26 protein-coding genes and 1 pseudogene are annotated in these 26825 nt (G+C 57.5%); 11 read left to right on the forward strand and 16 right to left on the reverse strand.

The window, feature by feature from the left end:
• The gene (gene adhE / locus J1C59_RS08640) at nucleotides 1–2688 is read right to left on the reverse strand and encodes a bifunctional acetaldehyde-CoA/alcohol dehydrogenase (protein ID WP_128084058.1); all 2688 of its coding nucleotides are present in this window, start codon (nucleotides 2686–2688) and stop codon (nucleotides 1–3) included.
• A 461-nt stretch (nucleotides 2689–3149) separates the two neighbouring features.
• On the opposite strand from adhE, the gene J1C59_RS08645 reads away from it, so the two are divergent.
• From J1C59_RS08645 to oppF, 7 genes are all read left to right on the forward strand, one after another.
• Nucleotides 3150–3797 (forward strand): YchE family NAAT transporter, encoded by a 648-nt coding sequence (locus tag J1C59_RS08645; RefSeq protein ID WP_128084057.1) that lies wholly within the window; start codon nucleotides 3150–3152, stop codon nucleotides 3795–3797.
• Nucleotides 3798–4379: 582 nt separating this feature from the next.
• Entirely contained in the window at nucleotides 4380–6005 is a 1626-nt protein-coding gene (locus J1C59_RS08650; RefSeq protein ID WP_128084056.1) for an ABC transporter substrate-binding protein, read from the forward strand.
• A 154-nt stretch (nucleotides 6006–6159) separates the two neighbouring features.
• Nucleotides 6160–7800, forward strand: coding sequence for an oligopeptide ABC transporter substrate-binding protein OppA (gene oppA, locus J1C59_RS08655; RefSeq protein WP_140917258.1), 1641 nt, complete (start codon nucleotides 6160–6162; stop codon nucleotides 7798–7800).
• An 89-nt stretch (nucleotides 7801–7889) separates the two neighbouring features.
• Nucleotides 7890–8810 (forward strand): oligopeptide ABC transporter permease OppB, encoded by a 921-nt coding sequence (oppB, locus tag J1C59_RS08660; RefSeq protein WP_111140042.1) that lies wholly within the window; start codon nucleotides 7890–7892, stop codon nucleotides 8808–8810.
• A 14-nt stretch (nucleotides 8811–8824) separates the two neighbouring features.
• Complete coding sequence (gene oppC / locus J1C59_RS08665) at nucleotides 8825–9733, forward strand: oligopeptide ABC transporter permease OppC (protein WP_128084055.1); 909 nt, start codon at nucleotides 8825–8827, stop codon at nucleotides 9731–9733.
• 11 nt (nucleotides 9734–9744) lie between these two features.
• Nucleotides 9745–10758 (forward strand): ABC transporter ATP-binding protein, encoded by a 1014-nt coding sequence (oppD, locus tag J1C59_RS08670; RefSeq protein WP_128084054.1) that lies wholly within the window; start codon nucleotides 9745–9747, stop codon nucleotides 10756–10758.
• Nucleotides 10755–11756 carry a murein tripeptide/oligopeptide ABC transporter ATP binding protein OppF gene (oppF, locus tag J1C59_RS08675; protein ID WP_140917257.1) on the forward strand — a complete coding sequence of 334 codons (1002 nt, stop codon included), beginning with the start codon at nucleotides 10755–10757 and terminating at the stop codon, nucleotides 11754–11756. Before oppD ends, oppF begins: the two co-directional genes overlap by 4 nt.
• Nucleotides 11757–11799: 43 nt before the next feature.
• Here oppF and J1C59_RS08680 read toward each other — a convergent pair whose 3' ends face one another.
• Nucleotides 11800–12123: an HI1450 family dsDNA-mimic protein gene (locus tag J1C59_RS08680; RefSeq protein WP_009089915.1), complete on the reverse strand. Its 324-nt coding sequence runs from the start codon at nucleotides 12121–12123 to the stop codon at nucleotides 11800–11802.
• A 45-nt stretch (nucleotides 12124–12168) separates the two neighbouring features.
• The gene (gene cls / locus J1C59_RS08685; RefSeq protein ID WP_128084053.1) at nucleotides 12169–13629 is read right to left on the reverse strand and encodes a cardiolipin synthase; all 1461 of its coding nucleotides are present in this window, start codon (nucleotides 13627–13629) and stop codon (nucleotides 12169–12171) included.
• Nucleotides 13630–13788: 159 nt separating this feature from the next.
• On the opposite strand from cls, the gene J1C59_RS08690 reads away from it, so the two are divergent.
• Complete coding sequence (locus J1C59_RS08690; RefSeq protein WP_128084052.1) at nucleotides 13789–13962, forward strand: YciY family protein; 174 nt, start codon at nucleotides 13789–13791, stop codon at nucleotides 13960–13962.
• 36 nt (nucleotides 13963–13998) lie between these two features.
• Here the strand turns inward: J1C59_RS08690 and J1C59_RS08695 are convergent, their stop codons facing one another.
• The gene (locus tag J1C59_RS08695; RefSeq protein ID WP_128084051.1) at nucleotides 13999–14316 is read right to left on the reverse strand and encodes a hypothetical protein; all 318 of its coding nucleotides are present in this window, start codon (nucleotides 14314–14316) and stop codon (nucleotides 13999–14001) included.
• 333 nt (nucleotides 14317–14649) lie between these two features.
• Between J1C59_RS08695 and ycgZ the strand changes: the two genes are divergently transcribed.
• Nucleotides 14650–14892 carry a regulatory protein YcgZ gene (gene ycgZ / locus J1C59_RS08700; protein ID WP_128084050.1) on the forward strand — a complete coding sequence of 81 codons (243 nt, stop codon included), beginning with the start codon at nucleotides 14650–14652 and terminating at the stop codon, nucleotides 14890–14892.
• A 177-nt stretch (nucleotides 14893–15069) separates the two neighbouring features.
• Here ycgZ and J1C59_RS08705 read toward each other — a convergent pair whose 3' ends face one another.
• Nucleotides 15070–15255: a hypothetical protein gene (locus J1C59_RS08705; RefSeq protein ID WP_128084049.1), complete on the reverse strand. Its 186-nt coding sequence runs from the start codon at nucleotides 15253–15255 to the stop codon at nucleotides 15070–15072.
• 76 nt (nucleotides 15256–15331) lie between these two features.
• Nucleotides 15332–15628, reverse strand: a complete 297-nt coding sequence (locus tag J1C59_RS08710) for a YciI family protein (protein WP_128084048.1) — start codon at nucleotides 15626–15628, stop codon at nucleotides 15332–15334.
• Between the two features lie 197 nt (nucleotides 15629–15825).
• On the opposite strand from J1C59_RS08710, the gene tonB reads away from it, so the two are divergent.
• Entirely contained in the window at nucleotides 15826–16572 is a 747-nt protein-coding gene (tonB, locus tag J1C59_RS08715; RefSeq protein ID WP_128084047.1) for a TonB system transport protein TonB, read from the forward strand.
• Between the two features lie 34 nt (nucleotides 16573–16606).
• Here the strand turns inward: tonB and yciA are convergent, their stop codons facing one another.
• From yciA to J1C59_RS08735, 4 genes are read right to left on the reverse strand one after another with little or no spacing between them, the layout of a single operon-like run.
• Nucleotides 16607–17029, reverse strand: a complete 423-nt coding sequence (gene yciA / locus J1C59_RS08720) for an acyl-CoA thioester hydrolase YciA (RefSeq protein WP_111140052.1) — start codon at nucleotides 17027–17029, stop codon at nucleotides 16607–16609.
• A 59-nt stretch (nucleotides 17030–17088) separates the two neighbouring features.
• Nucleotides 17089–17628, reverse strand: coding sequence for a septation protein A (locus tag J1C59_RS08725; protein ID WP_128084046.1), 540 nt, complete (start codon nucleotides 17626–17628; stop codon nucleotides 17089–17091).
• 51 nt (nucleotides 17629–17679) lie between these two features.
• Nucleotides 17680–18414 (reverse strand): YciC family protein, encoded by a 735-nt coding sequence (locus tag J1C59_RS08730; protein ID WP_128084045.1) that lies wholly within the window; start codon nucleotides 18412–18414, stop codon nucleotides 17680–17682.
• Nucleotides 18415–18441: 27 nt separating this feature from the next.
• On the reverse strand, nucleotides 18442–18858 hold the full coding sequence (locus J1C59_RS08735; RefSeq protein ID WP_128084044.1) for a YkgJ family cysteine cluster protein: 417 nt from the start codon (nucleotides 18856–18858) through the stop codon (nucleotides 18442–18444).
• Between the two features lie 254 nt (nucleotides 18859–19112).
• Here J1C59_RS08735 and ompW point away from each other — a divergent pair, with 254 nt between their 5' ends.
• Nucleotides 19113–19745, forward strand: coding sequence for an outer membrane protein OmpW (gene ompW, locus J1C59_RS08740; RefSeq protein WP_128084043.1), 633 nt, complete (start codon nucleotides 19113–19115; stop codon nucleotides 19743–19745).
• Between the two features lie 46 nt (nucleotides 19746–19791).
• Here ompW and J1C59_RS08745 read toward each other — a convergent pair whose 3' ends face one another.
• The 6 genes and pseudogenes from J1C59_RS08745 to J1C59_RS08770 all read right to left on the reverse strand — a co-directional run bounded on the left by J1C59_RS08745 (nucleotide 19792) and on the right by J1C59_RS08770 (nucleotide 26816).
• On the reverse strand, nucleotides 19792–20106 hold the full coding sequence (locus J1C59_RS08745) for a BON domain-containing protein (protein WP_111140057.1): 315 nt from the start codon (nucleotides 20104–20106) through the stop codon (nucleotides 19792–19794).
• A 148-nt stretch (nucleotides 20107–20254) separates the two neighbouring features.
• Nucleotides 20255–21058: a tryptophan synthase subunit alpha gene (gene trpA, locus J1C59_RS08750; protein ID WP_128084042.1), complete on the reverse strand. Its 804-nt coding sequence runs from the start codon at nucleotides 21056–21058 to the stop codon at nucleotides 20255–20257.
• A complete protein-coding gene (gene trpB, locus J1C59_RS08755) occupies nucleotides 21058–22248 on the reverse strand; it encodes a tryptophan synthase subunit beta (protein ID WP_128084041.1) in 1191 nt (396 codons plus the stop codon). Before trpB ends, trpA begins: the two co-directional genes overlap by 1 nt.
• A gap of 44 nt (nucleotides 22249–22292) precedes the next feature.
• On the reverse strand, nucleotides 22293–23654 hold the full coding sequence (gene trpCF, locus J1C59_RS08760) for a bifunctional indole-3-glycerol-phosphate synthase TrpC/phosphoribosylanthranilate isomerase TrpF (RefSeq protein WP_128084040.1): 1362 nt from the start codon (nucleotides 23652–23654) through the stop codon (nucleotides 22293–22295).
• A gap of 2 nt (nucleotides 23655–23656) precedes the next feature.
• A pseudogene (gene trpD / locus J1C59_RS08765) lies at nucleotides 23657–25251 on the reverse strand (bifunctional anthranilate synthase glutamate amidotransferase component TrpG/anthranilate phosphoribosyltransferase TrpD).
• Complete coding sequence (locus J1C59_RS08770; RefSeq protein WP_128084038.1) at nucleotides 25251–26816, reverse strand: anthranilate synthase component 1; 1566 nt, start codon at nucleotides 26814–26816, stop codon at nucleotides 25251–25253. The pseudogene trpD and the gene J1C59_RS08770 overlap by 1 nt, the downstream one beginning before the upstream one ends.
• Between the last annotated feature and the right edge of the window lie 9 nt (nucleotides 26817–26825).

The raw sequence follows: 26825 nt of genomic DNA on the forward strand, positions 1-26825 counted from the left end.
TCAGACTTTCTTCGTTTTTTTCTCGCTCTTCATCTCTTTCACCGGCTGTGCAGCCACCGCTTCAGCGACCCCGGAGAAAGGTTCGACAAATTCACGACCGTAGAAGGTGTCGAGCATAATCTGTTTCAGCTCAGCAATCAGCGGATAGCGTGGGTTCGCGCCGGTACACTGGTCATCGAACGCATCGTCGGCCAGTTTATCGACTTTCGCCAGGAAGTCCGCTTCCTGCACACCTGCTTCGCGGATAGAGGCGGGAATACCCAGTTCCGTTTTGATCTCATCCAGCCAGGCCAGCAGCTTCCCGATTTTCTGCGCGGTACGGTCGCCAGGCGCGCTCAGACCTAAATGGTCAGCCACTTCAGCGTAGCGACGGCGCGCCTGAGGGCGGTCATACTGGCTGAAGGCCGTCTGTTTGGTCGGATTGTCGTTGGCGTTGTAGCGGATAACGTTCGAGATTAACAGCGCGTTAGCCAGGCCGTGTGGGATATGGAACTCTGAACCCAGTTTATGGGCCATGGAGTGACAGACCCCGAGGAAGGCGTTGGCAAAGGCGATACCGGCGATGGTCGCGGCGTTATGAACGCGTTCACGCGCCACCGGATTTTTCGCGCCTTCGGCATAGCTGGCGGGCAGGTTCTCTTTCAGCAGTTTAAGGGCCTGGAGCGCCTGTCCATCCGAGTACTCATTCGCCAGTACGGAGACGTAGGCTTCCAGCGCATGGGTTACGGCATCCAGACCGCCGAATGCGCAGAGTGAACGCGGCATATCCATGACCAGGTTGGCATCGACAATCGCCATATCCGGCGTCAGCGCATAGTCTGCCAGAGGATATTTCTGACCGGTGGCATCATCGGTCACCACGGCAAACGGCGTCACTTCTGAGCCGGTACCGGAGGTGGTGGTGATGGCAACCATACGCGCTTTCACGCCCATTTTCGGGAACTTGTAGATACGTTTACGGATATCCATGAAACGTAACGCCAGCTCTTCGAAGTGGGTTTCCGGATGCTCATACATTACCCACATAATTTTGGCAGCATCCATCGGGGAACCGCCACCCAGCGCGATGATCACGTCCGGTTTGAAGCTGTTCATCTGCTCCGCACCTTTGCGCACGATGCTCAGCGTCGGGTCCGCTTCGACTTCGAAGAAGACTTCCGTTTCAAGACCGTGAGATTTCAGTACGCGGGTCACCTGGTCGGCATAGCCGTTGTTAAACAGGAAGCGGTCGGTGACGATAAAGGCACGTTTCGCGCCGTCTGTTGCCACCTCTTCCAGCGCAATCGGCAGTGAACCGCGACGGAAATAGATGGATTTAGGAAGTTTATGCCACAACATATTCTCAGCTCGCTTGGCGACAGTTTTGGTATTGATCAGGTGTTTCGGCCCGACGTTCTCAGAAATCGAGTTACCGCCCCATGAACCACAGCCCAGCGTCAGAGACGGCGCCAGTTTAAAGTTATAGAGGTCACCAATACCGCCCTGCGACGCCGGGGTGTTGATTAGAATTCGCGCCGTTTTCATTTTGTCGCCAAAGTAGTGTACGCGTTCGGTCTGGTTATCCTGATCGGTGTAGAGACAGGATGTGTGGCCGATACCGCCCATGGCGACCAGCTTCTCAGCTTTCTCGACACCTTCCTGGAAATCTTTCGCCCGGTACATCGCCAGCGTCGGCGAGAGTTTTTCGTGAGCGAACGGCTCAGACTCATCCACCCGTTTCACTTCACCGATCAGAATCTTTGTGCTGGCTGGCACACGCAGACCGGCCATTTCGGCAATCTTCACCGCAGGCTGACCGACGATGGCCGCGTTCAGCCCGCCGTTTTTCAGGATGATATCCTGCACCGCCTGCAATTCTGCACCCTGCAGCAGGTAGCCGCCGTGGCTGGCGAAGCGTTCGCGCACCGCATCGTAGACAGAATCCACGACGATCACCGACTGTTCAGAGGCGCAGATAACGCCGTTGTCGAAGGTTTTCGACATCAGGATAGAGGCCACCGCACGTTTCAGGTCGGCAGTTTCATCAATCAGGACCGGCGTATTACCGGCACCGACGCCAATCGCTGGTTTACCGGAGCTGTAGGCCGCTTTCACCATGCCCGGTCCGCCGGTGGCGAGAATCAGGTTGATGTCAGGATGATGCATCAGCTGATTTGAGAGCTCCACGGAAGGGGCGTCGATCCAGCCGATGATATCTTTTGGCGCACCGGCCGCGATCGCTGCCTGCAGAACGATATCGGCGGCTTTGTTGGTGGCATCTTTGGCGCGCGGGTGTGGCGAGAAGATAATCCCGTTACGGGTTTTAAGGCTGATCAGGGCTTTAAAGATGGCGGTGGAGGTCGGGTTGGTGGTCGGGACGATGCCGCAAATCAGGCCGATGGGTTCGGCGATGGTGATGGTACCGAAGGTATCGTCAGTGGCTAACACACCACAGGTCTTCTCATCTTTGTAGGCGTTGTAGATATACTCAGAGGCAAAATGGTTCTTAATGACTTTATCTTCGACGATACCCATACCGGATTCGGCTACGGCCATTTTGGCGAGTGGGATGCGGGCATCGGCGGCGGCGAGGGCGGCGGCACGGAAGATGGCGTCGACCTGCTGTTGAGAAAAGTTGGCATATTCACGCTGGGCTTTTTTTACACGTTCAACCAGTGCATTAAGTTCCGCGATATTGGTTACGGCCATGGTGTTCTCCTGAAGGAAGTTAAACTTTTTTAGTAAACAATCCTGCGTCCCTGAGTATAGTCACGCAGCTTTAACGCGTCTGACTGAGGCGGAACGCCCGGATTTTCAACTGTTTACTGAATAAGTCTTCTGTGGCGGCCGGGAGGTTTTACTTCGCTGCCGCTAATGCTTCCGTTGCGAAAAGATTACCTGGTTTGGGGTAGGGCAATTTTGATTCAGATCAATTTAACCGCAAGCTGACACCATTCAGCTGTGGGTTTTGCGACCGGGTTTCCTGAACCTTTGGTCACCAGGCTGATGCGGTGCGGCAGCGGCTATCGCCAGCCATTTTTTAATCGCTGGCGTAAAGCGCTAAATGTGCCACAGTTCAACAGCATAAATTGCTGAGCCCGCATCTGGCGTCTGTGTCCGTTTTCACATACATTAGGCGCGTTTTCCCCCCTGCGGTACGGAGTAAAGTCGTGAATCCTGCGCTGTTAGATCTATCAGGCTATATCAAATTTTTTGTCGGGCTCTTTGCGCTGGTGAATCCGGTAGGCATTATTCCGGTGTTTATCAGCATGACCCGTTATCAGGGCGTGGCTGAGCGGAATAAAACTAACCTCACCGCCAACCTGGCGGTTGCCATCATCCTCTGGACGTCGCTGTTCCTGGGCGATGCCATACTGCGGATATTCGGCATCTCCATTGATTCTTTCCGCATTGCGGGCGGGATCCTGGTGGTCACCATCGCGATGTCGATGATCAGCGGCAAGCTGGGTGAGGATAAGCAGAACAAGCAGGAGAAGTCAGAAACGGCCATCCGAGAAAGTGTAGGCGTCGTGCCGCTGGCGTTACCGCTGATGGCGGGGCCGGGGGCGATCAGCTCGACCATTGTCTGGAGCACCCGCTACCACAGCTGGATAAACCTGCTGGGCTTTACCCTGGCAATAGCCATCTTTGCCTTCTGCTGCTGGCTGCTGTTCCGGGCCGCGCCATTAATGGTGCGCATCCTGGGTCAGACCGGGATTAACGTCATTACGCGTATTATGGGCCTGCTGCTGATGGCGCTGGGCATTGAGTTTGTTGTCACCGGCATGAAGGCAATTTTTCCCGGCCTGCTCAATTAACCCGGCACTTATTTCATGCAATGAAATGAACCGGTGACCCTTTATGGTGCAATATGCCATTTTATTGCACCATAACAATGCATTTATTCGTGTAGCTTAATGCAGGCAGGGTATTATAAATTTCATTACTGCGTTTCCGATCACAGACTTTTTTCTGCAAAAGAATGTCATTATTTTCACATCATTTTCTGCTGCTAATTTTTCAGCCAGCCTCATAAATCGCCAGATAATGCCTCAGGAAATCGATTTCATCGCAGAGCAGCGTCTTTTCTCCCGATAAGTGGCAGATCGGGCCTGTTTTTTTTTTATCTCATCCCTGCAAAGCGGCATTTTCATTTAATTAACTTATTTATCATAAACATAAGATATTTTCAGAGCAAAAATTAACACTTTCTCTGCCGCGCATCTCGTGATAAAAGAGAATCAGTTAACATTTTAGCTATTTTGCTTTGGCGCCCTGTTACGGCTTCTGATAATTTTTGGTCCAGCGTAAATTTTTTCTCCGAAAGCCCAAAGTGAGAACGCTTTTTGCTTAAGCCTGTCGGGATACTTAATAAAGGGTTGGCGTTTCGCATGATTGGGATGAATACATTGCAGCAACAGCGGTCATTAATCGCAGGTGTTCTGTTCATGGCCTTTTCGCCGGCTTATGCCGCCACGGTTCCGCCGGGGACCGCGCTGGCAACCCGCCAGGCGATCGTGATTAATAACGGCAGTGAGGTTTCCTCGCTGGACCCGCACAAAACCGAAGGCGTGCCGGAATCGAATATTATTCACAATCTGCTCGATGGGCTGGTGAATACCGATAACCGTGGCGAGGTGGTGCCTGGCGTGGCGAAAAGCTGGGAGAACCCGCAGCCTGACGTCTGGATTTTCCAGCTGCGCGATGATGCGAAGTGGAGCAATGGCCAGCCTGTCACCGCCGACGATTTCGTCTACAGCTGGCGTCGTCTGGTGGATCCGAAAACCGCGTCACCCTACGCCAGCTATCTGCAGGCCGCGCATTTCGCCAATATCGACGCCATCCTGGCAGGCAAAGCGTCACCCGATCAACTGGGGGTGAAGGCGCTGGATGCTCATCGGCTGCAGATTACCCTGAGCCAGCCCGTGCCATATCTGGTGGCGATGCTGGCGCATACGGCGATGAAGCCGGTCTATGCGCCCGCCATCAGTCAGTGGGGCGAGGCATGGACACGCCCGGAGCACTATGTCGGCAACGGCGCCTATGTGCTGAGCGACTGGGTGGTGAACGAGAAAATCGTCGTGAAGCGGAATCCGCACTACTGGGACAACGCCCATACGGTGATTGAGCAGGGGACATTCCTGCCGATCGCCTCGGAAAACAGCGACATCAACCGCTACCGCAGCGGCGGAACGGATATCACCAACAGCGCGGTGCCGCCTGAGATGTTTGGCAAACTGCGCAAAGAGCTGGGTGATGAAGTGAAAGTCAGTCCGCTGCTCTGCACCTTCTACTACGAAATTAATAACAAAAAGCCGCCCTTTACCGATGCGCGGGTGCGCAGTGCGCTGAAGATGACGCTGGATCGCGACATCATCGCCAATAAGATCATGGCGCAGGGGCAGATCCCTGCCTACAGCCTGACGCCGCCGTTTACCGCCGGTATCCGGCTGACGCCACCCGCCTGGTTCAGCTGGACACAGGCGCAGCGCAATGAGGCGGCGAAGAAGCTGCTGGCCGAGGCGGGATTCGATGCCGCCCATCCCCTGAGCTTTACGCTGCTCTACAACACTTCCGATCAGAATAAACGCCAGGCGATTGCGGCCGCGTCGATGTGGCAGAAAAATCTGGGCGCCAGAGTGACGCTGCAGAATCAGGAGTGGAAGACCATGCTGGAAACCCGGCATCAGGCGCAGTATGACGTGGTGCGTGCCACCTGGTGTGCTGACTACAACGAGCCGTCAACCTTCCTGAATATGCTGATCAGCAACGCCTCAATCAACACGGCATTCTACAGCAGCGCGACCTTCGATCGCCTGATGTCAGAGACGCTGACGGCGGGCAGTGAAGCCGCACGCACTGAACTCTATCAGCAGGCTGAAACTCAACTCGACAAAGACTCACCTATTGTGCCAGTTTACTACCGCGTCAGTGTGCGCCTGGTAAAGCCCTGGGTTGGCGGCTTTACGGGCAAAGACCCGCAGGACATGACAGACCTGAAGTACTACTTCATCAGACAACACTGATCTGATCGCCGTCCGGCGAGACAGTCAGAAAACGCATCCGCATAAAGACCACTTTTTGGGGTCAATCTCCCTGGTACAGGCCGGGGAGCCCGGAGACGGGGGACGCCGTGGCAGTGCATCGCCGCGGTGACGATAATAAAACTGGAGTGTAATAATGAACAACATCACGAAAAAAAGCCTGATCGCATCGGGCGTTTTCGCCGCAGTAAGTGCCCTGGCAGGGAATGCGGCGCTGGCGGCAACCGTGCCTGCAGGCGTTGAGCTGGCTGCAAAACAGGAGCTGGTGCGCGGTAATGGCGATGAAGTGCAGTCGCTGGACCCTCACAAAATTGAGGGCGTGCCGGAAGATAACGTAGCGCGCGACCTCTATGAAGGTCTGCTGGTCAACGACAGCAACGGTAAACCCATTCCGGCCGTTGCGGAAAGTTACGAAAACAAAGATTTCAAAGTCTGGACGTTCCACCTGCGTAAAAACGCCAAATGGTCCAACGGCGAGCCGGTCACCGCACAGGACTTCGTCTACAGCTGGGAGCGTCTGGTCGATCCAAAAACCGCCTCACCGTACGCCAGCTACCCTCAGTATGGTCATATCCTGAACGTCGATGACATCATCGCCGGCAAAAAACCGATCACCGATCTGGGCGTTAAAGCGCTCGATGACCACACGCTGGAAGTGACCCTGAGCGAGCCGGTGCCTTACTTTGACAAGCTCCTGATCAACTCCGTGATGTCACCGGTTTATAAACCGGCGATCGAGAAGTTTGGCGATCAGTGGACGCAGCCTCAGAACTGGGTCGGCAACGGTGCCTTTAAGCTGGACGCGCACGTCATCAACGAGCGCATCACCCTGGTCCGTAACCCGAACTACTGGGACAACGAGCACACCGTGCTGAATAAAGTGACCTTCCTGCCTATCAGCTCAGAAGTCAGCGACGTTAACCGCTACTTCTCCGAGAACGGCAGTGACATGACCTATAACAACCTGCCGATTGAGCTGTTCAAAAAGCTGCAGCGTGACAACGGCAAAGAGCTGCACGTCGATCCCTATCTCTGCACCTACTACTACGAAATTAACAACCAGAAAGCGCCATTCACCGATCCGCGCGTCCGTGCTGCTCTGAAGCTGGGTCTGGATCGTGACATCATGGTGAACAAAGTGCTGGCGCAGGGCCAGAAGCCGGCTTACAGCTACACGCCGCCAGCGACCGATGGCATGGACATTCTGCCGCCGGACTGGTTCAAATGGTCACAGGACAAACGTAACGCCGAAGCGAAGAAGCTGCTGGCCGAAGCGGGCTACACCGCGGATAAACCGCTGACCTTTAAACTGCTGTACAATACGTCAGATCTGCACAAGAAGCTGGCGATTGCCGCCTCGTCGATCTGGAAGAAAAATATCGGTGTGAACATTAAGCTGGAAAACCAGGAGTGGAAAACCTTCCTGGACACCCGTCATCAGGGGAACTTCGATGTGTCACGCGCCGCCTGGTGTGCAGACTACAACGAACCGACATCCTTCCTGAACACCATGCTGTCTAACAGCAGCAGTAACACCGCGCACTATAAGAGCGAGGAGTTCGATAAAGTGGTGCGTGACGCGATTAAGGCGTCGGATGAGAAAGCGCGTGCCGCGGATTATCAGAAGGCGGAGCAGATTCTGGATAAAGACAGCACCATCGTCCCGGTTTACTACTACGTGAACACGCGTCTGGTGAAACCTTACGTGGGCGGCTACACCGGTAAAGATCCACTGGATAAAACCCTGGATAAAAACTTCTACATCATCAAACACTAATAGCATTCAGGCTATCAGCAGTGGCGGCGCGTCTGGCGCCGCCTTTTACTATTTTTATGTTGTGAAGCAACAGCCTGGTAGGTACGGCAATGTTAAAATTCATCCTGCGTCGCTTGCTTGAAGCGCTACCGACGCTGTTCGTCCTGATTACCATCTCCTTCTTTATGATGCGCCTGGCTCCCGGCAGTCCGTTTACCGGCGAGCGTACGCTGGCCCCGGAAGTGATGGCGAACATCGAGGCGAAATATCACCTCAACGATCCGATCGGTAAACAGTATGTCGATTACCTGGTGCAGCTGGCACACGGTGATTTCGGCCCGTCGTTTAAATACAAAGACTATTCGGTCAACTATCTGGTGGCGCATGCCTTCCCGGTCTCGGCCAAACTCGGCCTGGCCGCGTTCCTGCTTGCGGTGGTGCTGGGCGTCACGGCGGGCGTGATCGCCGCGCTTAAGCAGAACACCCTGTGGGACTTCGCGGTGATGGGGGTGGCAATGACCGGCGTGGTGATACCCAGTTTCGTGGTTGCGCCGCTGCTGGTCCTGCTGTTCGCCATCAGCCTGAAGTGGCTGCCGGGCGGCGGCTGGAATGGCGGGCAGTGGAACTACATGCTGCTGCCGATGGTGGCCCTGTCGCTGGCCTATATCGCCAGCATCGCCCGTATTACCCGTGGATCGATGATCGAAGTAATGCACTCGAACTTTATCCGCACCGCTCGGGCGAAAGGCTTACCGCTGCGCCGCATCGTGCTGCGCCATGCGCTGAAACCGGCCCTGCTGCCGGTGATCTCCTACATGGGCCCGGCCTTTGTCGGCATCATCACCGGCTCGATGGTGATTGAGTCGATCTACGGTCTGCCGGGTATCGGCCAGCTGTTTGTCAACGGCGCGCTGAACCGTGACTACTCACTGGTGATGAGCCTGACCATTCTGGTCGGTCTGCTGACCATTGTCTTTAACGCGATTGTTGACGTGCTCTATGCCGTTATCGATCCAAAAATTCGTTACTGATTGCGGAGTTCGCCATGATGTTAAGTAAGAAAAACAGCGAAGCTCTTGATGCGTTCAGTGAGAAGCTGGAAGTCGAAGGGCGCAGCCTCTGGCAGGATGCGCGTCGTCGCTTTATCCATAACCGGGCAGCTCTGATCAGCCTGCTGGTGCTGCTGCTGATTACGCTGTTCGTGATCTTTGCCCCGATGCTGGCGCAGTTTACCTATGACGACACCGACTGGGCCATGATGTCCTCGCCGCCGGATACCACCTCCGGCCACTGGTTCGGCACCGATTCATCGGGACGTGACCTGCTGGTGCGTGTGGCGATCGGCGGGCGCATCTCCCTGATGGTCGGCGTCGCCTCTGCCCTGATCGCGGTGATTGTCGGCACGCTCTATGGCTCGATCGCTGGCTACCTGGGCGGGAAAACCGACTCGGTGATGATGCGTATTCTGGAAATCCTCAACTCCTTCCCGTTTATGTTCTTCGTGATCCTGCTGGTGACCTTCTTTGGCCGCAACATCCTGCTGATTTTTGCCGCCATCGGCATGGTCTCCTGGCTGGATATGGCGCGTATTGTGCGTGGCCAGACGCTGAGCCTGAAGCGAAAAGAGTTTATCGAAGCGGCCCACGTTGGCGGTGTCTCGACCTGGAAGATTGTCGTGCGCCACATCGTTCCGAACGTGCTGGGCGTGGTGGTGGTTTACGCCTCGCTGCTGGTGCCGAGCATGATCCTGTTCGAATCTTTCCTGAGCTTCCTGGGTCTGGGCACGCAGGAGCCGCTGAGTAGCTGGGGCGCGCTGCTCAGCGACGGGGCCAACTCCATGGAAGTTTCGCCGTGGCTGCTGCTCTATCCGGCGGCGTTCCTGGTGGTCACGCTGTTCTGTTTCAACTTTATCGGCGATGGCCTGCGTGATGCCCTCGACCCGAAAGATCGTTAAGGAGTTTCCCGATGACCATTCATGAATTTCAGCCCGCGATGGCGGCCCGCGCGGGAAGCGAACAGTTACTGACGGTCAAAGATCTGCGCGTGACCTTTGGCACGCACGACGGGGATGTCACCGCCGTCAACGATCTGAACTTCTCGCTGCGCGCCGGTGAGACGCTGGGTATCGTTGGTGAATCCGGCTCCGGCAAATCGCAGACCGCGTTTGCCCTGATGGGGCTGCTGGCCAAAAATGGCCGCATCGGCGGCTCGGCGATGTTCAACGGCAAAGAGATCCTTAACCTGCCGGAAAACCAGTTGAATAAGCTGCGTGCCGAGCAGATTGCGATGATTTTCCAGGACCCCATGACCTCACTGAACCCCTATATGCGGGTGGGCGAGCAGCTGATGGAGGTGCTGAAACTGCACAAAGGCATGAATAACGCGCAGGCGTTTGAAGAGTCGGTGCGGATGCTGGATGCGGTGAAAATGCCGGAGGCGCGCAAGCGCATGAAGATGTATCCGCACGAGTTCTCCGGCGGGATGCGCCAGCGCGTGATGATCGCCATGGCGCTGCTCTGTCGTCCCAGACTGCTGATCGCGGATGAGCCGACGACCGCGCTGGATGTAACGGTGCAGGCGCAGATCATGACGCTGCTGAATGAGCTGAAGCGCGAGTTCAACACCGCCATCATTATGATCACCCACGATCTCGGCGTGGTGGCGGGGATCTGCGACAAAGTGCTGGTGATGTATGCGGGCCGGACCATGGAGTATGGCCGGGCGCGCGACGTCTTCTATCAGCCCGCGCATCCGTATTCGATCGGCCTGCTGAACGCCGTGCCGCGTCTGGATGCGGAAGGTGAGAGCCTGACCACCATTCCGGGCAATCCGCCCAATCTGCTGCGTCTGCCGCAGGGCTGTCCGTTCCAGCCGCGTTGTCCGCACGCGATGGATATCTGCACCCAGGCACCGCCGCTGGAACCGTTTGGCGATGGCCGCCTGCGCGCCTGCTTTAAGCCGGTGGAGGAGTTAGTATGAGCACCGTAGCGGAAAAAAGAGTGTTACTCGAAATCGCCGATCTCAAAGTGCATTTCGATATTAAAGATGGCAAGCAGTGGTTCTGGCAGCCGTCCAAGACCCTGAAGGCGGTCGATGGCGTCAGCCTGCGTCTCTATGAGGGGGAAACCCTGGGCGTGGTGGGCGAGTCGGGCTGTGGAAAATCGACCCTGGCGCGCGCCATTATCGGGCTGGTGAAGGCCACTGATGGCCGCGTCGCCTGGCTGGGTCGCGACCTGCTGGGCCAGAGCGAAGAGGAGTGGCGCAAAGCACGCAGCGACATCCAGATGATCTTCCAGGACCCGCTGGCGTCGCTGAACCCGCGTATGACCATCGGCGATATCATCGCGGAGCCGCTCAGAACCTATCATCCGAAAATGGCGCGTCAGGAGGTCAAAGAGCGCGTCAAAAATATGATGATGAAGGTGGGGCTGCTGCCTAACCTGATCAACCGTTATCCGCATGAGTTCTCGGGCGGTCAGTGCCAGCGTATCGGTATCGCCCGCGCCCTGATTCTGGAGCCGAAGCTGATTATCTGTGACGAGCCGGTCTCTGCGCTGGACGTCTCGATTCAGGCTCAGGTAGTTAACCTGCTGCAGCAGCTGCAGCGCGAAATGGGACTGTCGCTGATCTTTATCGCCCATGACCTGGCGGTGGTGAAGCACATCTCTGACCGCGTGCTGGTGATGTATCTGGGGCATGCGGTGGAGCTGGGCACCTACAACGAGGTCTACAGCAATCCGCAGCACCCTTACACCCGGGCGCTGATGTCTGCCGTGCCGATTCCCGATCCGGATCTGGAGAAGAATAAACAGATTCAGCTGCTGGAAGGGGAGCTCCCCTCGCCGATCAATCCGCCGTCAGGCTGCGTGTTCCGGACCCGCTGCCCGATTGCCGGGCCGGAGTGTGCCAAAACCCGGCCACTGCTGGAAGGCAGTTTCCACCATGCAGTCTCCTGTCTGAAGGTCGACCCGCTGTAAAGCAAAACGCCGGGCAGAGGCCCGGCGTTTTCTTATCTGGCGATTACTCCCGCCACAGGATGTGACAGAGCTTGTGATCTTTCTCGCGGCAGAGCAGCACGCGCGCAAAGACGTCGGTAATGGGTTCACCGTCCGCTTCACCCAGCCCAATCACCACCTCGGCGAAGAAGTCCGGGTTCAGGTCGAAATCGACATGATCTTTCCAGTCCTCGGAGGGATCGAAAAGCTCCGCGCCGCCGCGCTCTTCGAACTGCAGATTGAAGAGAATGATATCGGCCGGATCCAGGTTGTCGCCTGCCAGTTCAAGAAAAATATCGTAGGCCTGTTCCAGCGTTTCATCTTCGGTAAGGCGATTATTTAAATCCATAGTCTGTCCTGTCGGCCTGTGGCCATTTACACAATCTGGCTCGTTTTACAGTAAAGGGCTGAAGAAGTAAAACAGTCGTTCGACGATGCGCTGCCACCAGGCACGTTTTGCCCAGCGCTTGCCATCCAGCAGGCGGGAACGGGCAATATAATCGTCCTGCACACAGGCCAGATCGCTGCCAAAGCCCGCATCATCCACCACCAGCGTCACTTCAAAGTTCAGCCACAGGCTGCGCATATCAAGGTTTACGGTGCCAACCAGGCTCAGCTGGCCGTCGACCAGTACGCTCTTGGTGTGCAGCAGGCCATCTTCAAACTGGTAAATTTTCACCCCGGCCTCCAGCAGCTCGCTGAAGAAGGCCCGGCTGGCCCAGCCTACCAGCAGAGAGTCATTGTTGCGCGGGATAATAACGCTGACGCTGACGCCGCGCTGCGCCGCCGTGCAGATCGCATGCAGCAGGTCGTCGCTGGGCACAAAGTAGGGGGTGGTCATGATTAACTGCTCACGCGCCGAGTAGACCGCCGTCAGCAGCGCCTGATGGATCATATCTTCCGGGAAGCCGGGACCGGAGGCGATCACCTGCACGGTGTGGCCGCTCTCCTGTTCGAACGGCATGATATTGCGATCGGGCGGCGGCGGCAGAATACGTTTGCCGGTTTCGATCTCCCAGTCGCAGCTGAAGACAATGCCCATCGCGGTTGCAACCGGGCCTTCCATGCGCGCCATCAAATCGATCCACTGGCCGACGCCTGCACTCTGCTTGAAGAAGCGCGGATCGACCAGGTTCATGCTGCCGGTATAGGCGATGTAGTTGTCGATCAGGACGATTTTACGGTGCTGACGCAGGTCCATTCGGCGCAGGAATACGCGCAGCAGGCTCACCTGCAGCGCCTCTACCACGTCGATACCGGCGTTGCGCATCATGCCCGCCCAGGGGCTGCGGAAAAAGGTCACGCTGCCTGCGGAGTCGAGCAGCAGACGGCAATGCACGCCCCGGCGCGAGGCCGCCATCAGGGATTCCGCCACCTCATCCGCCAGGCCACCGGGATGCCAGATATAGAAGACCATCTCGATGTTGTGGCGGGCCAGCTGGATATCGCGGATCAGCGCCTGCATCACATCGTCAGAGCTGGTCAGCAGCTGGAGCTGATTGCCCTTGACCCCGGCGATCCCCTGCCGATGGTAGCAAAGCTCGAACAGGGAGCGCGCCACGTCGCTGTGCTCGGTGGCAAAGATTTCGCGGCACTGTTTGAGATCGTTGAGCCAGCGGGCGGTGGAAGGCCACATGGTGCGTGCGCGCTCCGCGCGGCGCTTACCCAGATGGAGTTCGCCAAAAGAGAGATAAGCGATAATGCCCACCAGCGGCAGAATGTAGATCACCAGCAGCCAGGCCATCGCCGAGGTCACGGCCCGACGCTTCATCAGAATGCGCAGGGTGACACCGGCAATCAGCAGCCAGTATCCAAACAGCAGCAACCAGCTGATGAGCGTATAAAAAGTGGTCATAAAGTGGACATCCCGTTCGCGCTTCCGTCTGGCAAGTTTACGTGCAGAAACGCGCTAACGAAACCTTTTATCCCGGCCTCGCTGAGCAGACGATCGGATTTGGCATTCGCGCAGAGATCTCTATAATGCCCACGCGGATCCGATGTCAGAGAGGAAGTGATGAAAAGAAGCAGAAATGAGGTGGCGCGCTGGAGAATGCTGAGGCAGGTTCATCGTCGCCGTTCACGCTGGCTGGAAGGGCAGTCACGCCGGTATAAGCGTATTCACTGCATCCGCCACCAGCTGGCCCAGCAGCAGCGTCGCTCGATTCTGTTTATTACGCAGATGGTCTAGCCTTACCCGGTGCTGAGCCTGACGGAAGCCGCTTCCTCAGGCCTCCATAAAACCTGTTTCAGCCAGCAGGCGCTGCGCCAGCTGGTGCTCCTGCTGCGTAGCTCCCCGGTCGCTGACCTCATGCATCAGACACGTCATCGCGTCGCTCAGCGCGGCAGGCCGGCGACAACCCGCCCGATCGTACCATTCATAGGACCACTTCCCCGACTTTCGCTGATAGTAGATCGTCAGCCATGCCGAACAGTGCGCCGGATACCCACTCAATACTTCAATTTTAGGATCGGTGATCGCTGCAAGACGTAACAGCAGCGGCTCAAACAGAGTAAAGGCCTGACCGGGATAAGTTTTATGCATAATAAGGTCGCAAGTGCGCTGCGCATCCATTCAGAGGTTTAACTCATAAGATCCAAATGTAGACAGCTCTGCCAGAAAATTCATCTTCGTGACTGAAAAAATGATGAATCGATCGCGCTTTACCGCGAAAAGGTGAGGAAAAAGGGGGGTGTACAAGACAATACGGAAAACCTGTACAACTTTACATTAATTTAAGTTGATGTTATTTATGATTTTATTAAAATTAACGGGAGCTGACAGGAATTTTCTGACTAAATACCTGTACAACAGAGGCGTTGTTGTATAACTTTATCGCATCGGTCAGGAAACTTAAATAACGCTATGAGGTCAATCATGCAGACTAACACCCGTATTCCCGCTTCCGTATCTGACATCGCCGCTTACCTGCACAGCGCTGCGCAGCCTTCACAGCAGGCGATTCTGGGTTCGGTCGTCGCTGAAATCATCGGTTCAGGCCGCACCCTTAACCGTAAGGCGATCTGTTCAAAACTGATTAAACGTCTGCAGCATGTAACCAGCGTGGAAGAAGAGCAGCACTACCATGTTCTGATTGGCCTGATTCTGGATCGGGGTTAATCAGCACGTAGCGGCAGAGCCAGGGCGGTCGATGACCGCGGCCTGGCCCGCTAAGCTGACGAAGCCGCTTTCACGCTGAATCTGTCGCGGCAACGATTCTGCACCGCAGCGTGCAACAGTTCTGAGCAGCAGGCTCGCCTCCGGAAACGCTTTTCACACGGACCCTCTCAGTGAACATTACCCTGTAAGACGTTGCGCATGCATCATCAGCGTAACGTTCACCATCTGCAGTGCTGCCGCCAGCACAATCAGCATGACAATCCACTGCTTCGTCTTCCGCCAGCCCCGTGTCCGCCACAGATAGATGGCACCGCCCGTCAGTATGACGACAATCGCCAGTAATCCGATAATCACACTCTGCATCTTCTCTCTTACCCTGACCCAAAGAAAAATGGCTCCTGTGTCAGACACAGAAGCCATCTTTACAGCCCGTCAACGGTCAGAAGACGCGTTTGAACGGCTTCACCGATACCTGCGCGTAAACACCCGCCGCGAAGTAAGGGTCATCCTGCGCCCAGGATTGTGCGGCTTCCAGCGACGGGAACTCCGCAATCACGGTGGAGCCGGTAAAGCCCGCGACGCCGGGATCGTTACTGTCAACCGCAGGCATCGGGCCGGCGATAATCAGGCGTCCCTCTTCCTGCAGCAGTTTGAGCCGGGCCAGATGGGCAGGGCGGACGGCGTTACGCTTTTCCAGTGAATCTGCAGTATCTTCTGCATAAATGACGTAAAGCACTCAGTAACTCCCAGTATTCAGAATTTCGCAACACGTTAAGGGATCGTCCGGCAGAGTGCAAACGAAACCTGCAGGCAGCAGAGGGGTCAGCATAAAGGGCTAAAAAGCGCTTTTATGCAGGGTGGAGGGTGGGAGTTATTGAAACTGATTGCTATTTGCATTTAAAATTGCCGCTTCATTCAATCACTGCGACCGTTATGACCACGCTGACTATGCCACTACCTAAACGCACGTCTGTCTCTATGCTGCTGTCCGTCATTCTGCATGGGGGCGTGATCGCCGGAATTCTCTATGCGTCGTTCGGGCAGCAGAACAGGGTACCTGAGGCATCGCAGCCCATCAGCGTCACCATGGTGGCACCGGAGGTTCAGCCCGCGCCGGCGGCAGTGGTGCCTCCTGCACCGCAGCCCCAGCCAGAACCTGAACCGACACCGGAACCGCAGCCGGCACCCGAACCGCCAAAGGCAGAGCCGGTGCCCATACCTAAGCCCGAACCGAAGCCTAAGCCCAGGCCTAAACCCAAACCTGAACACCGGCAGCAGCCAGCGCGCGAAGTGAAGCCGCGTCAGGAGAGCAAACCGCAGGCTGACCCTTTCCAGCAGAAGGCGCCCGCGCCAGAGCATAAACCGGCCGCCGCGCCAAAAGCCGCGCCATCACCCAGCACCGCTGCGTCGGCAGGACCGAAAGCCCTGAGCATCAGCAAACCGGGCTATCCGCCGCGCGCATTTGCCCTGCGGATAGAGGGGCGCGTCCGCGTAAAATTTGACGTCGACAGTGACGGGCGGGTCGATAACATCGAAATCCTCTCCGCTCAGCCGGCGAACATGTTTGAACGGACCGTGAAGCAGGCGATGAAAAACTGGCGCTACCAGAGCGGACAGCCAGGCAGGGGGATGACCATGAATATCGTGTTTAAAATCAACGGGGGGGCCAGCCTCGAATAAACGTCGGGTCAGACCCTCAGGCCTGACCCGTGACTCACTCGCCTGCCGGCTGATTGGCGCGCCCGGCGGGCAGAGGACGCGATTTGCCCTCGTTATCCACGGCCACGTAGATGAACACCGCTTCCGTGGCACAGTAGGTCTGACCAATCGGCTCAGACGACACCTTTTTAATCCAGACTTCGACGTTAATCGTCATCGAACTGTTGCCGGTCCGGATGCAGCTCGCATGACAGCTCACCACATCGCCCACCGCGACCGGTTTCATAAAGGACATCCCATCGACACGCACGGTCACCACGCGGCCTTCCGCGATCTCTTTAGCCAGAATCGCGCCGCCCATATCCATCTGTGACATCAGCCAGCCGCCAAAGATATCGCCGTTAGCGTTGGTGTCTGCCGGCATGGCGAGCGTACGCAGCACCATTTCGCCTTGCGGCAATTTATGTTTTTCGTCCATTGCGTCCACTTATTTGCAGGTTAATGCCAAAAAAATGCCCGGCGAACCGGGCTGCGTCACTATTTTTGTTCCTGCTGCGGCATCTGTCGCCAGATGTAGAGCCCGCTGAGCAGGGTAAAGAGCAGCGTCAGGCCGGAAAGGCCGAACACCTTAAAGTTAACCCAGAACGCCTGTGATAACCAAAAGGCAACATAGATGTTCACCAGGCCGCAGATCAGGAAGAACAGCGCCCAGGCGACGTTGAGCCGACGCCAGGCGGCTTCAGGCAGCTGCAGCTCTTTGCCGAGCATGCGCTGAATCAGCGTCTGCTGCATAAACCACTGGCTGTAGAGCAGGGCGGCGGCAAACAGGCTGTAGATCACGGTGACCTTCCACTTGATGAACTCATCGTTGTGGAACACCAGCGTCAGGGTGCCAAACACGGCCACCAGGACGAAGGTGAAAATCGTCATCTTTTCCAGCTTACGATAGAGCACCCAGCTGACGACCAGCGCCAGGCCGGTGGCGACGATCAGCGCGCCGGAGGCGACAAAGATGTCATACAGCTTGTAGAAGATGAAAAACACCACCAGGGGAAGAAAGTCGAGTAGCTGCTTCATAGTTTTTCCATTCAGAGTTGGCTGCGGATCTGCCCGAAGGCAGATCGCGAATCAACGTAACAGCATATAGAGACGATAGAGATAGATAATCAACATCGCCGAAACCAGGTTACCCGCTGCGGTGAAAATCACCGAGGAGACATTCAGCGGCAGTACGGTCAGCGATGAGAAGAACAGCATCACCACCACTTTGGCCAGCAGCCAGAGCAGGATTGCAGGCGCAATCAGCTTCACATTCTTCCAGGCCATCCGCATGCTGGCGCGCATGGCGGCAAAGACGCCCATCTTCTCACTGGCGACCATCACCGGCGCCAGCGACAGCAGGATAGTCAGCAGAATGCCCGGCACCACCAGCACCATAAAGCCCAGTTGCGCCATCAGCGTCATCAGGAAGGTGAGCAGCAGCAGCTTAGGCAGCATCGGCACCGATGCGCCAATGGCCCGCAGCGCGCTGACACGCTGGCCGGACGAGACCAGCGGGATCAGGCAGAGCATGCCGCCCAGCAGCAGCGTATTGCCCATCAGCGCCGCAAAAGTGCTGGCTGCCGAAGCGTGCAGCAGGACCTGCTGCTGCTCCGGGGACATATTCTGTACCATCTCAAACAGCGAACGGGCGCTGTCGTCACTCTGCTGGAGTATCGCCATCTGATCGGCACCGGGCGTCAGCACATGCACCAGCATAACGGTAATAAAAGCGGTCAGCAGCGACAGCAACAGCAACGTAGCCAGTTGATGGCGCGCAAAATTTCCTGTGTCACGGTATAACGAGCTGGCCGTGATAGACATGTACACTCCTTGGAGGAACCGGGTTAATTAACCCGGCGATTGTACATGTTCTGGCAGCTCGCGGGCACCCGCCGCGGCATAACTTTCTGTCATATCAGGTAAAGAAGGAGAAAAAAGCGCAGGAAGACCATAACGGGCGCGGGCGCGATCGCAGGCGTCGTTGTGGATCCCCGCTTCACCCGACATGGCAAACTCCCGACAGGGCGTCGGACGTTGTGCATAAATGCCGCAGGAGACGCAGCCGCCGATCTCGCCCTCCAGGGCGACACAGCGGGGCGAGCGATCGTTAGTGCCCCGCATATTGCGCATCAGCAGGCTGAGGGGTTCGGTTAAGTGGGTCGGAACCAGACCGCCAGCATCATCGGCTTCGGCCCAGTAAAAAGAGACGCGGAAATGGGCGCAGCAGGCGCCACAGCTGACACAGGGATTCGTTATTTCATGCATTTGATCACCCGCCCCTCCCAGGGCATCGAACCAAAATCAACAAGGAAGAGAAGCAAAATAGGCTGGCCGAAAATATTCAGCAAGCGCTATTTTTAGCTGCCAGCCAGGACTGAAATTGATCTAAATCAATCCATTGTTTTTTAAGCAGTTTATCCGAAACGTTCAGAGTGCAATTTTCTGTAAATCACGTTAAATAATTGCCAGCAAAAAAAGCGATGACGTTCGCAATTTTAACATTAAGCAAAGGAGTGATAATGAAACTGGCAAAATGCGCGATGTTGCTAGCGCTGGCGCTGCCTCAGCTGGCAATGGCCCACGAAGCGGGCGACTTCTTTATGCGGGCCGGCAGTGCCACCGTCCGGCCTGTCGAGGGTTCCGATAATGTGTTAGGCATGGGCGAATTCAGTGCCTCGAATGACACGCAGCTGGGCCTGACATTTACCTATATGGCCACGGATAACATCGGGGTCGAGCTGCTGGCCGCCACGCCATTCCGTCATAAAGTGGGGCTTGGCCCGACCGGCACGCTGGCGACGGTTCGCCAGTTACCGCCTACGCTGATGGCGCAGTACTACTTCTTCGACAGCAAAAGCCCGGTGCGGCCTTACGTTGGCGTGGGCGTGAACTACACCACCTTCTACGATGCTAAGTTTAACCAGACCGGCCGCGATGCGGGCCTGACCGACCTCAGCGTCAAGGACTCCTGGGGCGTGGCGGGTCAGGTCGGCCTCGACTACCAGATCAACCGTGACTGGATGCTGAATGCGTCGCTGTGGTATATGGATATCGATACGGAAGTGAAGTTTAAAGCGGGCGGCGAGCAGCAGAACATCAATATGCGCGTCGATCCCTGGGTGTTCTTCTTCGGGGCGGGTTACCGTTTCTGAGGATAAAAAGGCCGCTGAATCAGCGGCCTTTTTTGTGGGTCAGACGTTACTTGATCTGCATGTTGTTAACAACCGATCTGACGCCCGCCACGCTGCGTGTCACCTGAACGGCACGGTTGGCCATCTGTGGTGATGAAACAAAGCCGCTCAGCTGCACTTTGCCTTTAAAGGTTTCTACGTTGATTTCTGTCGACTTCAGCGACTCATCTTTCAGCAGCGCACCTTTGACTTTGGTGGTGACCACGGTGTCATCGATATAGCCACCGGTTCCCTCTTTGGTTGCGGTTGGCGCACAGGCGCTCAGTGTCAGCGCAACCACGCCCGCCAGTACAGCACCTGCCAGCATTTTAACGAATTTCATTGCTTTCTCTCCCTGTCACAAATTGGATGCGACGTTACCGTAACGGCGCACTGTCATTGTGGTGCAGATTTCAGAAAAAGGGCAAATCGCAGGGGATAAAAAAGGAAACAAATCATGCCTTATCGGGTGATAAGGCATGATGGCAGCATTAGCGGCTGGCGGCTTTGAGACGGCTGACAAAATTCTTCAGTTCACTCAGCATTACTTCCGGTTCGGCATGATGCTTTTCGATGATCCTGACGATCGCTGAACCGGAGATGGCGCCTGCGGCACCGGCGGCGATCGCCTCCTTCACCTGTTCCGGTTCAGAGATACCAAAGCCCTGCAGCGGTGGCGCGGCGTGATATTCACGCAGCTTGTCGATCAGATGCTGCAGCGGCAGGCTGGCGCGGTTTTCCGCACCGGTCACGCCCGCGCGCGACAGCAGGTAGGTATAACCGCGTCCGTGGGAGGCGATCTCACGCAGCAGTTCATCGCTGGCATTCGGCGGACAGATAAAGATGGGGGCCACGCCATGACGCAGCGCCGCCTGACGGAAGGGCGCCGACTCCTCTACCGGCACGTCGGCCACCAGCACCGAATCCACACCGGCCTCGGCGCACCGGGCATAGAACGCATCCACGCCGTTGGTGAAGACCAGATTGGCATACATCAGCAGGCCAATTGGCAGATCCGGATATTTGCGGCGAATCGTCGCCAGCATCTCGAAGCACTGGCTGGTGTTGGTGCCCGCCGCAAAAGCGCGCAGCGTGGCATTCTGGATAGTCGGGCCATCCGCCAGAGGATCGGAGAAGGGGATCCCCAGCTCCAGAGCATCCGCGCCCCCTTCAACCAGCGCATCAATCACACGCAGTGACAGCGCGGGTGACGGGTCGCCCAGCGTCACAAAGGGAACGAAGGCGCCTTCGTTGTTCGCTGACAGGCGGCTAAACAGTTGATTATAACGTTCCATCAGATTTCTCCCTGCGCAGTCAGAATGTCATGAACGGTGAAAATATCTTTGTCGCCACGGCCAGAGAGGTTGACCACAATCAGCTGCTCTTTCTCCGGCTCCGCATGGATCATCTTCAGTGCATGGGCCAGCGCATGGGAGGACTCCAGCGCCGGGATAATGCCTTCCGCGCGGCAGAGCTGTTTAAAGGCGTCCATCGCCTCGTTATCGGTAATCGAAACGTAGTCTGCGCGACCGATGCTGTTGAGATGTGCATGCTGCGGACCTACCGACGGGAAGTCGAGGCCGGCAGAGATAGAGTAGGACTCTTCGATCTGGCCGTCGTGCGTCTGCATCATCGGCGCTTTCATGCCGAAGTAGATCCCCACGCGACCGTGCTTCAGCGGCGCACCATGTTCGCCCGTCTCGATGCCGTGACCCGCCGGTTCGACCCCGATCAGCTTCACGCTGGTCTCGTCGATGAAGTCGGCAAACATCCCGATGGCGTTGGAACCGCCGCCCACACAGGCGAGGATCGCATCCGGCAGGCGGCCCTCTTTTTCCAGAATCTGCTTTTTAGTCTCCTCGCCAATCATGCGCTGGAACTCGCGCACAATCGTCGGGAAGGGATGCGGGCCCGCCGCCGTGCCGAGCATATAGTGCGCGGTTTCATAGCTGCCGGACCAGTCACGCAGCGCCTCATTACAGGCATCCTTCAGCGTGGCGGAGCCGCTGTGAACCGGAATCACTTCCGCGCCCATCAGACGCATACGGAACACGTTCGGCGACTGACGCTCAACATCTTTTGCGCCCATATAGATGCGGCACTTCATGCCCAGCAGCGCACAGGCCAGGGCGGAGGCCACACCGTGCTGACCCGCACCGGTTTCAGCAATGATTTCGTTTTTGCCCATGCGTTTGGCTAACAGTGCCTGACCCAGCACCTGGTTCGTTTTGTGCGCGCCGCCGTGCAGCAGATCTTCACGCTTGAGATAGAGGCGGGTTTTGGTGCCTTTGGTCAGGTTTTTGCACAGCGTCAGGGCGGTCGGACGGCCCGCATAGTTTTTCAGCAGGTCGGTAAATTCGGCCTGAAACGCCGGATCTTTCTGCGCGTCGACAAACGCCTGTTCGAGCTGGCGCAGCGCGGGCATCAGGATCTGCGGAACATACATTCCGCCAAATTCGCCAAAGTAGGGATTGAGTAACGTCATTTTATCTTCCTTTCTCGGGCCCGGGTTGACGCGGGCCAGGCAAATCAGTAGGCACGCAGTGTCTGAAACACAGCAGCGATTTTACGGGCATCTTTGATGCCGGGCGCGCTTTCCACGCCAGAGTTGAAGTCCAGTCCGGCACAGCCCAGCTGCGCGGCTTCAACACAGTTATCCGCGCTGAGGCCACCGGCCAGCAGCACATTGTCCAGGGTCTGCCCCTGCAGCAGTGACCAGTCGAAACGTTCGCCGGTGCCGCCGTTGCCGTTGTCGAACACGTAGCGGTCCACATGCGGCCAGTCGCGGGCCGGGACGCTGCCCTCGATGCGCAGTGCTTTCCAGATCTGCACCGCCGCGGGCAGCGCAGCGCGCAGGTCGGCCACGAAGGCGGGGGTCTCATCGCCATGCAGCTGCACGGCGGCGAGTGAAAGTGCGCTGACCTGCGTGACAATGTCACTTATCGCATTGTTGCGGAAGACACCGACATAGCGCAGCGGCGCGGCGGCGATCACTGACTGCGCCGTGGCCGTGTCGATCAGGCGCGGTGAGCCTTCGGCAAAAATCAGGCCGCCATAGATGGCACCGGCTTCATAGGCGGCACGCGCATCTTCAGGACGGGTCAGGCCGCACACCTTGTTGTTGCCCAGGGTCACGCGACGCACGGCACCGGTGAGATCGGGCTCTTCCATCAGCGCGGAGCCAATCAGGAAGCCGTTGGCAAAGTGGCTCAGCTCGCGAATGTCGGCATAGCTGTTGATCCCCGACTCGCTGATCACCGTCACGCCGTGCGACAGGCGCGGGGCCAGCTGGCGCGTGCGGTTAAGATCGATAGAGAGATCGCGCAGATCGCGGTTGTTGATGCCCACCACTCTGGCCTGCAGGGCGATGGCGCGCTCCAGCTCCTCTTCGTTACTGACTTCGGTCAGGATGCCCATCTTCAGGCTGTGCGCCACGGCCGCCAGCTGACGATACTGCTCATCATCCAGCACGGAGAGCATCAGCAGGATGGCGTCCGCCTGGTAGTAACGCGCCAGGTAGATCTGGTAGGGATCGATAATGAAATCTTTGCACAGCACCGGCTGGGTAATCGCCGCGCTGACTATCGGCAGAAAGGCGAAGTCGCCCTGAAAATATTTCTCATCGGTCAGCACGGAGACCGCAGAGGCGTAGTGGCGATAGACACCGGCAATGGCCGCCGGGTCGAAATCCTCGCGGATCACCCCTTTAGAGGGCGACGCTTTTTTACACTCCAGGATAAACGCGGTGCGTGCACCCTGCAGCGCGTCGTAGAAATGACGGCTGGCAGGTTCAATGCTGTTCTGAAAGGTAGAGAGCGGCTGCTGCTGCTGACGGGCTTCAACCCAAATCGCTTTATCCTGAACAATTTTTTCTAACACGGTGCCTTTCATGATTATCCTCTTGCTGCCAGTGCGACTACGCGCTCATAAGCCTGTCCGCTGCGGATGGCGTTTAGCGCCTGCTGGGCGTTTTCACGCAGATCTTCCTGACCGAATACCTTAAGCAACATCGCCACGTTGACGGCGACCGCTTCTTCATGCGCCTGCTGGCCATTACCCTGGAGTAAAGCCGTGAGAATGTCACGATTTTCTTCCGGCGTGCCGCCCGCCAGCGCCTCTTTGGGATGGAAGCCAAAACCGAAGTCCTCCGGCGAGAGCTGATAGCGGGTGATCTCGCCATCACGCAGTTCAGCCACGTGCGTCACGTCGTGCAGCGCCACCTCATCCATGCCGCCGCCATGCACCACCGCGGCGCGCTGGTAGCCCAGCACTTTCAGGGTCTGGGCAATCGGCATCACCAGATCCGGGCTGTAGACGCCAATCACGGCCAGCGGCGGACGAGCCGGGTTGATCAGCGGGCCGAGCACGTTAAACAGCGTGCGGGTTTTAAGCTGCTGGCGTACCGGCATCGCGTGGCGGAAACCGGTGTGATACTGCGGCGCAAACAGGAAGCAGACGTTCAGATCGTCCAGCGCCTGGCGCGCCCGCGCTGCGGGCATGTCGAGATCGATACCAAAAGCGGCCAGCAGATCGGAAGAGCCGGACTTGCTGGAAACGCTGCGGTTGCCGTGCTTCGCCACCTTCAGGCCGCAGGTCGCGGCCACAAACGCGCTGGCGGTGGAGATATTAATGCTGTTGCTGCCGTCGCCGCCGGTGCCGACGATGTCTGCGAAGGCGTAGGCCGGGCGCGGAAAGGGTTTAGCATCTTCCAGCAGCGCCGTAGCGGCCCCGGCGATCTCTTCCGGCGTCTCACCGCGCACTTTCATGGCGACCAGCGCCGCGGCGAGCTGCACCGGCTCCAGCTGGCCGGTAATAATGGCGCTGAAGAGGGCGTGGCTCTCGGCCTGACTCAGCGTCTGCGCCTGGTAAAGTTTTTCCAGTGTCTGTTGCATCATGATTCTCCCTGTGACTTCGCCAGCGCCCAGGCCAGCGTCTGCTCAAGCAGACGCGCACCCTGAGACGTCAGAATCGATTCCGGATGGAACTGAAAGCCGCACACCCGGTCGGTTTCATGACGTACCGCCATCACCATTCCGTTGTAACTGGCGTTGACCGTCAGCGCTTCCGGCGTATTGCTGCCCACCAGCGAGTGATAACGCGCCACCGGCAGCGGATTGCTCAGACCGGCGAACATCGCCTCGCCGTCGTGATCGATTGATGAAGCCTTACCGTGCAGGATTTCGCCCGCCTGCCCGACATGGCCGCCATAGGCTTCCACGATCGCCTGGTGTCCCAGACAGATGCCGATAATCGGCAGACGGCCGCGCAGCGCCTGCAGCAGCGCTGGCATACAGCCCGCATCTTTAGGCGCGCCGGGGCCGGGCGAGAGCATCAGCACCGGGTTTTCCATCCGCTGCAGCTGTTCGATTAACAGCTCCGCAGGCAGGTTATTGCGGTAGATCACCACGTTGTGACCAAAGGTCCGCAGCTGATCAACCAGGTTGTAGGTAAATGAGTCGATGTTATCGAGCAGCAGAATATCGGCCATCAGAAGATCTCCTTGCAGTGATGGGCAGTCGCGATTGCGCGCAGAACGGCGCGGGCCTTGTTGCGGCTTTCATCCGCTTCAGCCTGCGGATGAGAATCCAGCACCACACCCGCACCGGCCTGCACGGTGGCGACGCCATCTTCGACATAGGCCGAACGGATGACGATACAGGTATCCAGATCGCCCTGCGCCGTGAAGTAGCCCACCGCACCGCCGTAGCTGCCGCGGCGTGTGCCTTCGGCACCGGCAATCAGCTGCATGGCGCGCACTTTTGGCGCACCGCTGAGGGTGCCCATGTTCATGCAGGCGCGGTAGGCGTGCAGCACATCCAGGTCGGCGCGCAGCGTACCCACCACGCGGGACACCAGGTGCATCACAAACGAATAGCGGTCCACTTTAGTGAGGTCCGCGACGTAACGGCTGCCCGGCACACAGATACGGGCCAGATCGTTTCGTGCCAGATCCACCAGCATCAGATGTTCAGCCAGCTCTTTATGGTCGGTGCGCATCTCAAGCTCGATCCGGCTGTCGAGATCGCGGTCCAGCGAGCCGTCAGCGTGGCGGCCTCGCGGGCGCGTACCGGCAATCGGGTAGATTTCGATCTGACGCGAGGTAGCGTCATACTTCAGCGAACTCTCTGGCGAGGCGCCGAACAGTGAGAAATCCTGATCCTGCATAAAGAACATATAGGGGCTGGAGTTGCTGTTTTTCAGCGTGTCGTAGGCGGCCAGCGGCGACGGGCAGGGCAGTGAGAAGCGGCGCGACGGCACCACCTGGAAAATTTCGCCGATGCGAATCGCCTGCTGCATCTCACGAACCACCTCACAATAGGCGTCGTCGCTCTGGCTGGTGGTCAGCGTCATCTGCTCCACCGGCTGCACCGGCAGCGCCGGAGCGGGCTGCAGGATCTGGCCATGCAGCTGCTCAATGCGGCGCTGCAGGCGCTGGAACTCGCTGGTGGAAGGGCAGAACAGGCTGGCCTGCAGACGCGCGCTGCGGGTCTGATGGTCGATCACCAGTAAGGTTTCTGCCAGATAGAAGCAGTAGTCGGGGCAGCGCTGCTGATTATCCAGCACGGGCAGCGTCTCAAAACCGGCCACCAGGTCATAGGCGAACAGGCCACCCAGCAGCACGGCTTCGCGCTCGTCGGCTGGGGAGTTGACCAGTTGCGGGATCAGACGCAGCGCATCAAAGACCGACAGCGCCTTCAGCCGGGAATCTTCATCCTGCTGATGGTCGTGGCTCGGCGGGAAGGTCAGCTCGCGTCCATCGGGGCGCACCTGATTGCCCACGGCGGCGGGCAGCGCCTCATCCAGCAGCGGCAGCAGGGCGCGGCCATTTTCTGATAGCGCCTGTACGGTGACAGTAGGGCCCATTGCGCTGATGCGCAGCGCGCTGTCGACAATCAGCAGGCTTTTTAAATTGCGCTTGCTGTCGATGTCAGCAGACTCAAGCAGCAGGGTTGCCGGACGTGCGCCGCAAAGCTGGTGAAACACTGCGGCCGGATCTTCGCGGTAAGGCGCGGTGCCGGTAATCAACTTCACTGTAGGTTTCGCATTTGGCATGATGGTTTC

The sequence above is a fragment of the Pantoea deleyi genome, from assembly GCF_022647325.1.
In the GTDB taxonomy this organism is placed as follows: Bacteria; Pseudomonadota; Gammaproteobacteria; order Enterobacterales; family Enterobacteriaceae; genus Pantoea; species Pantoea deleyi.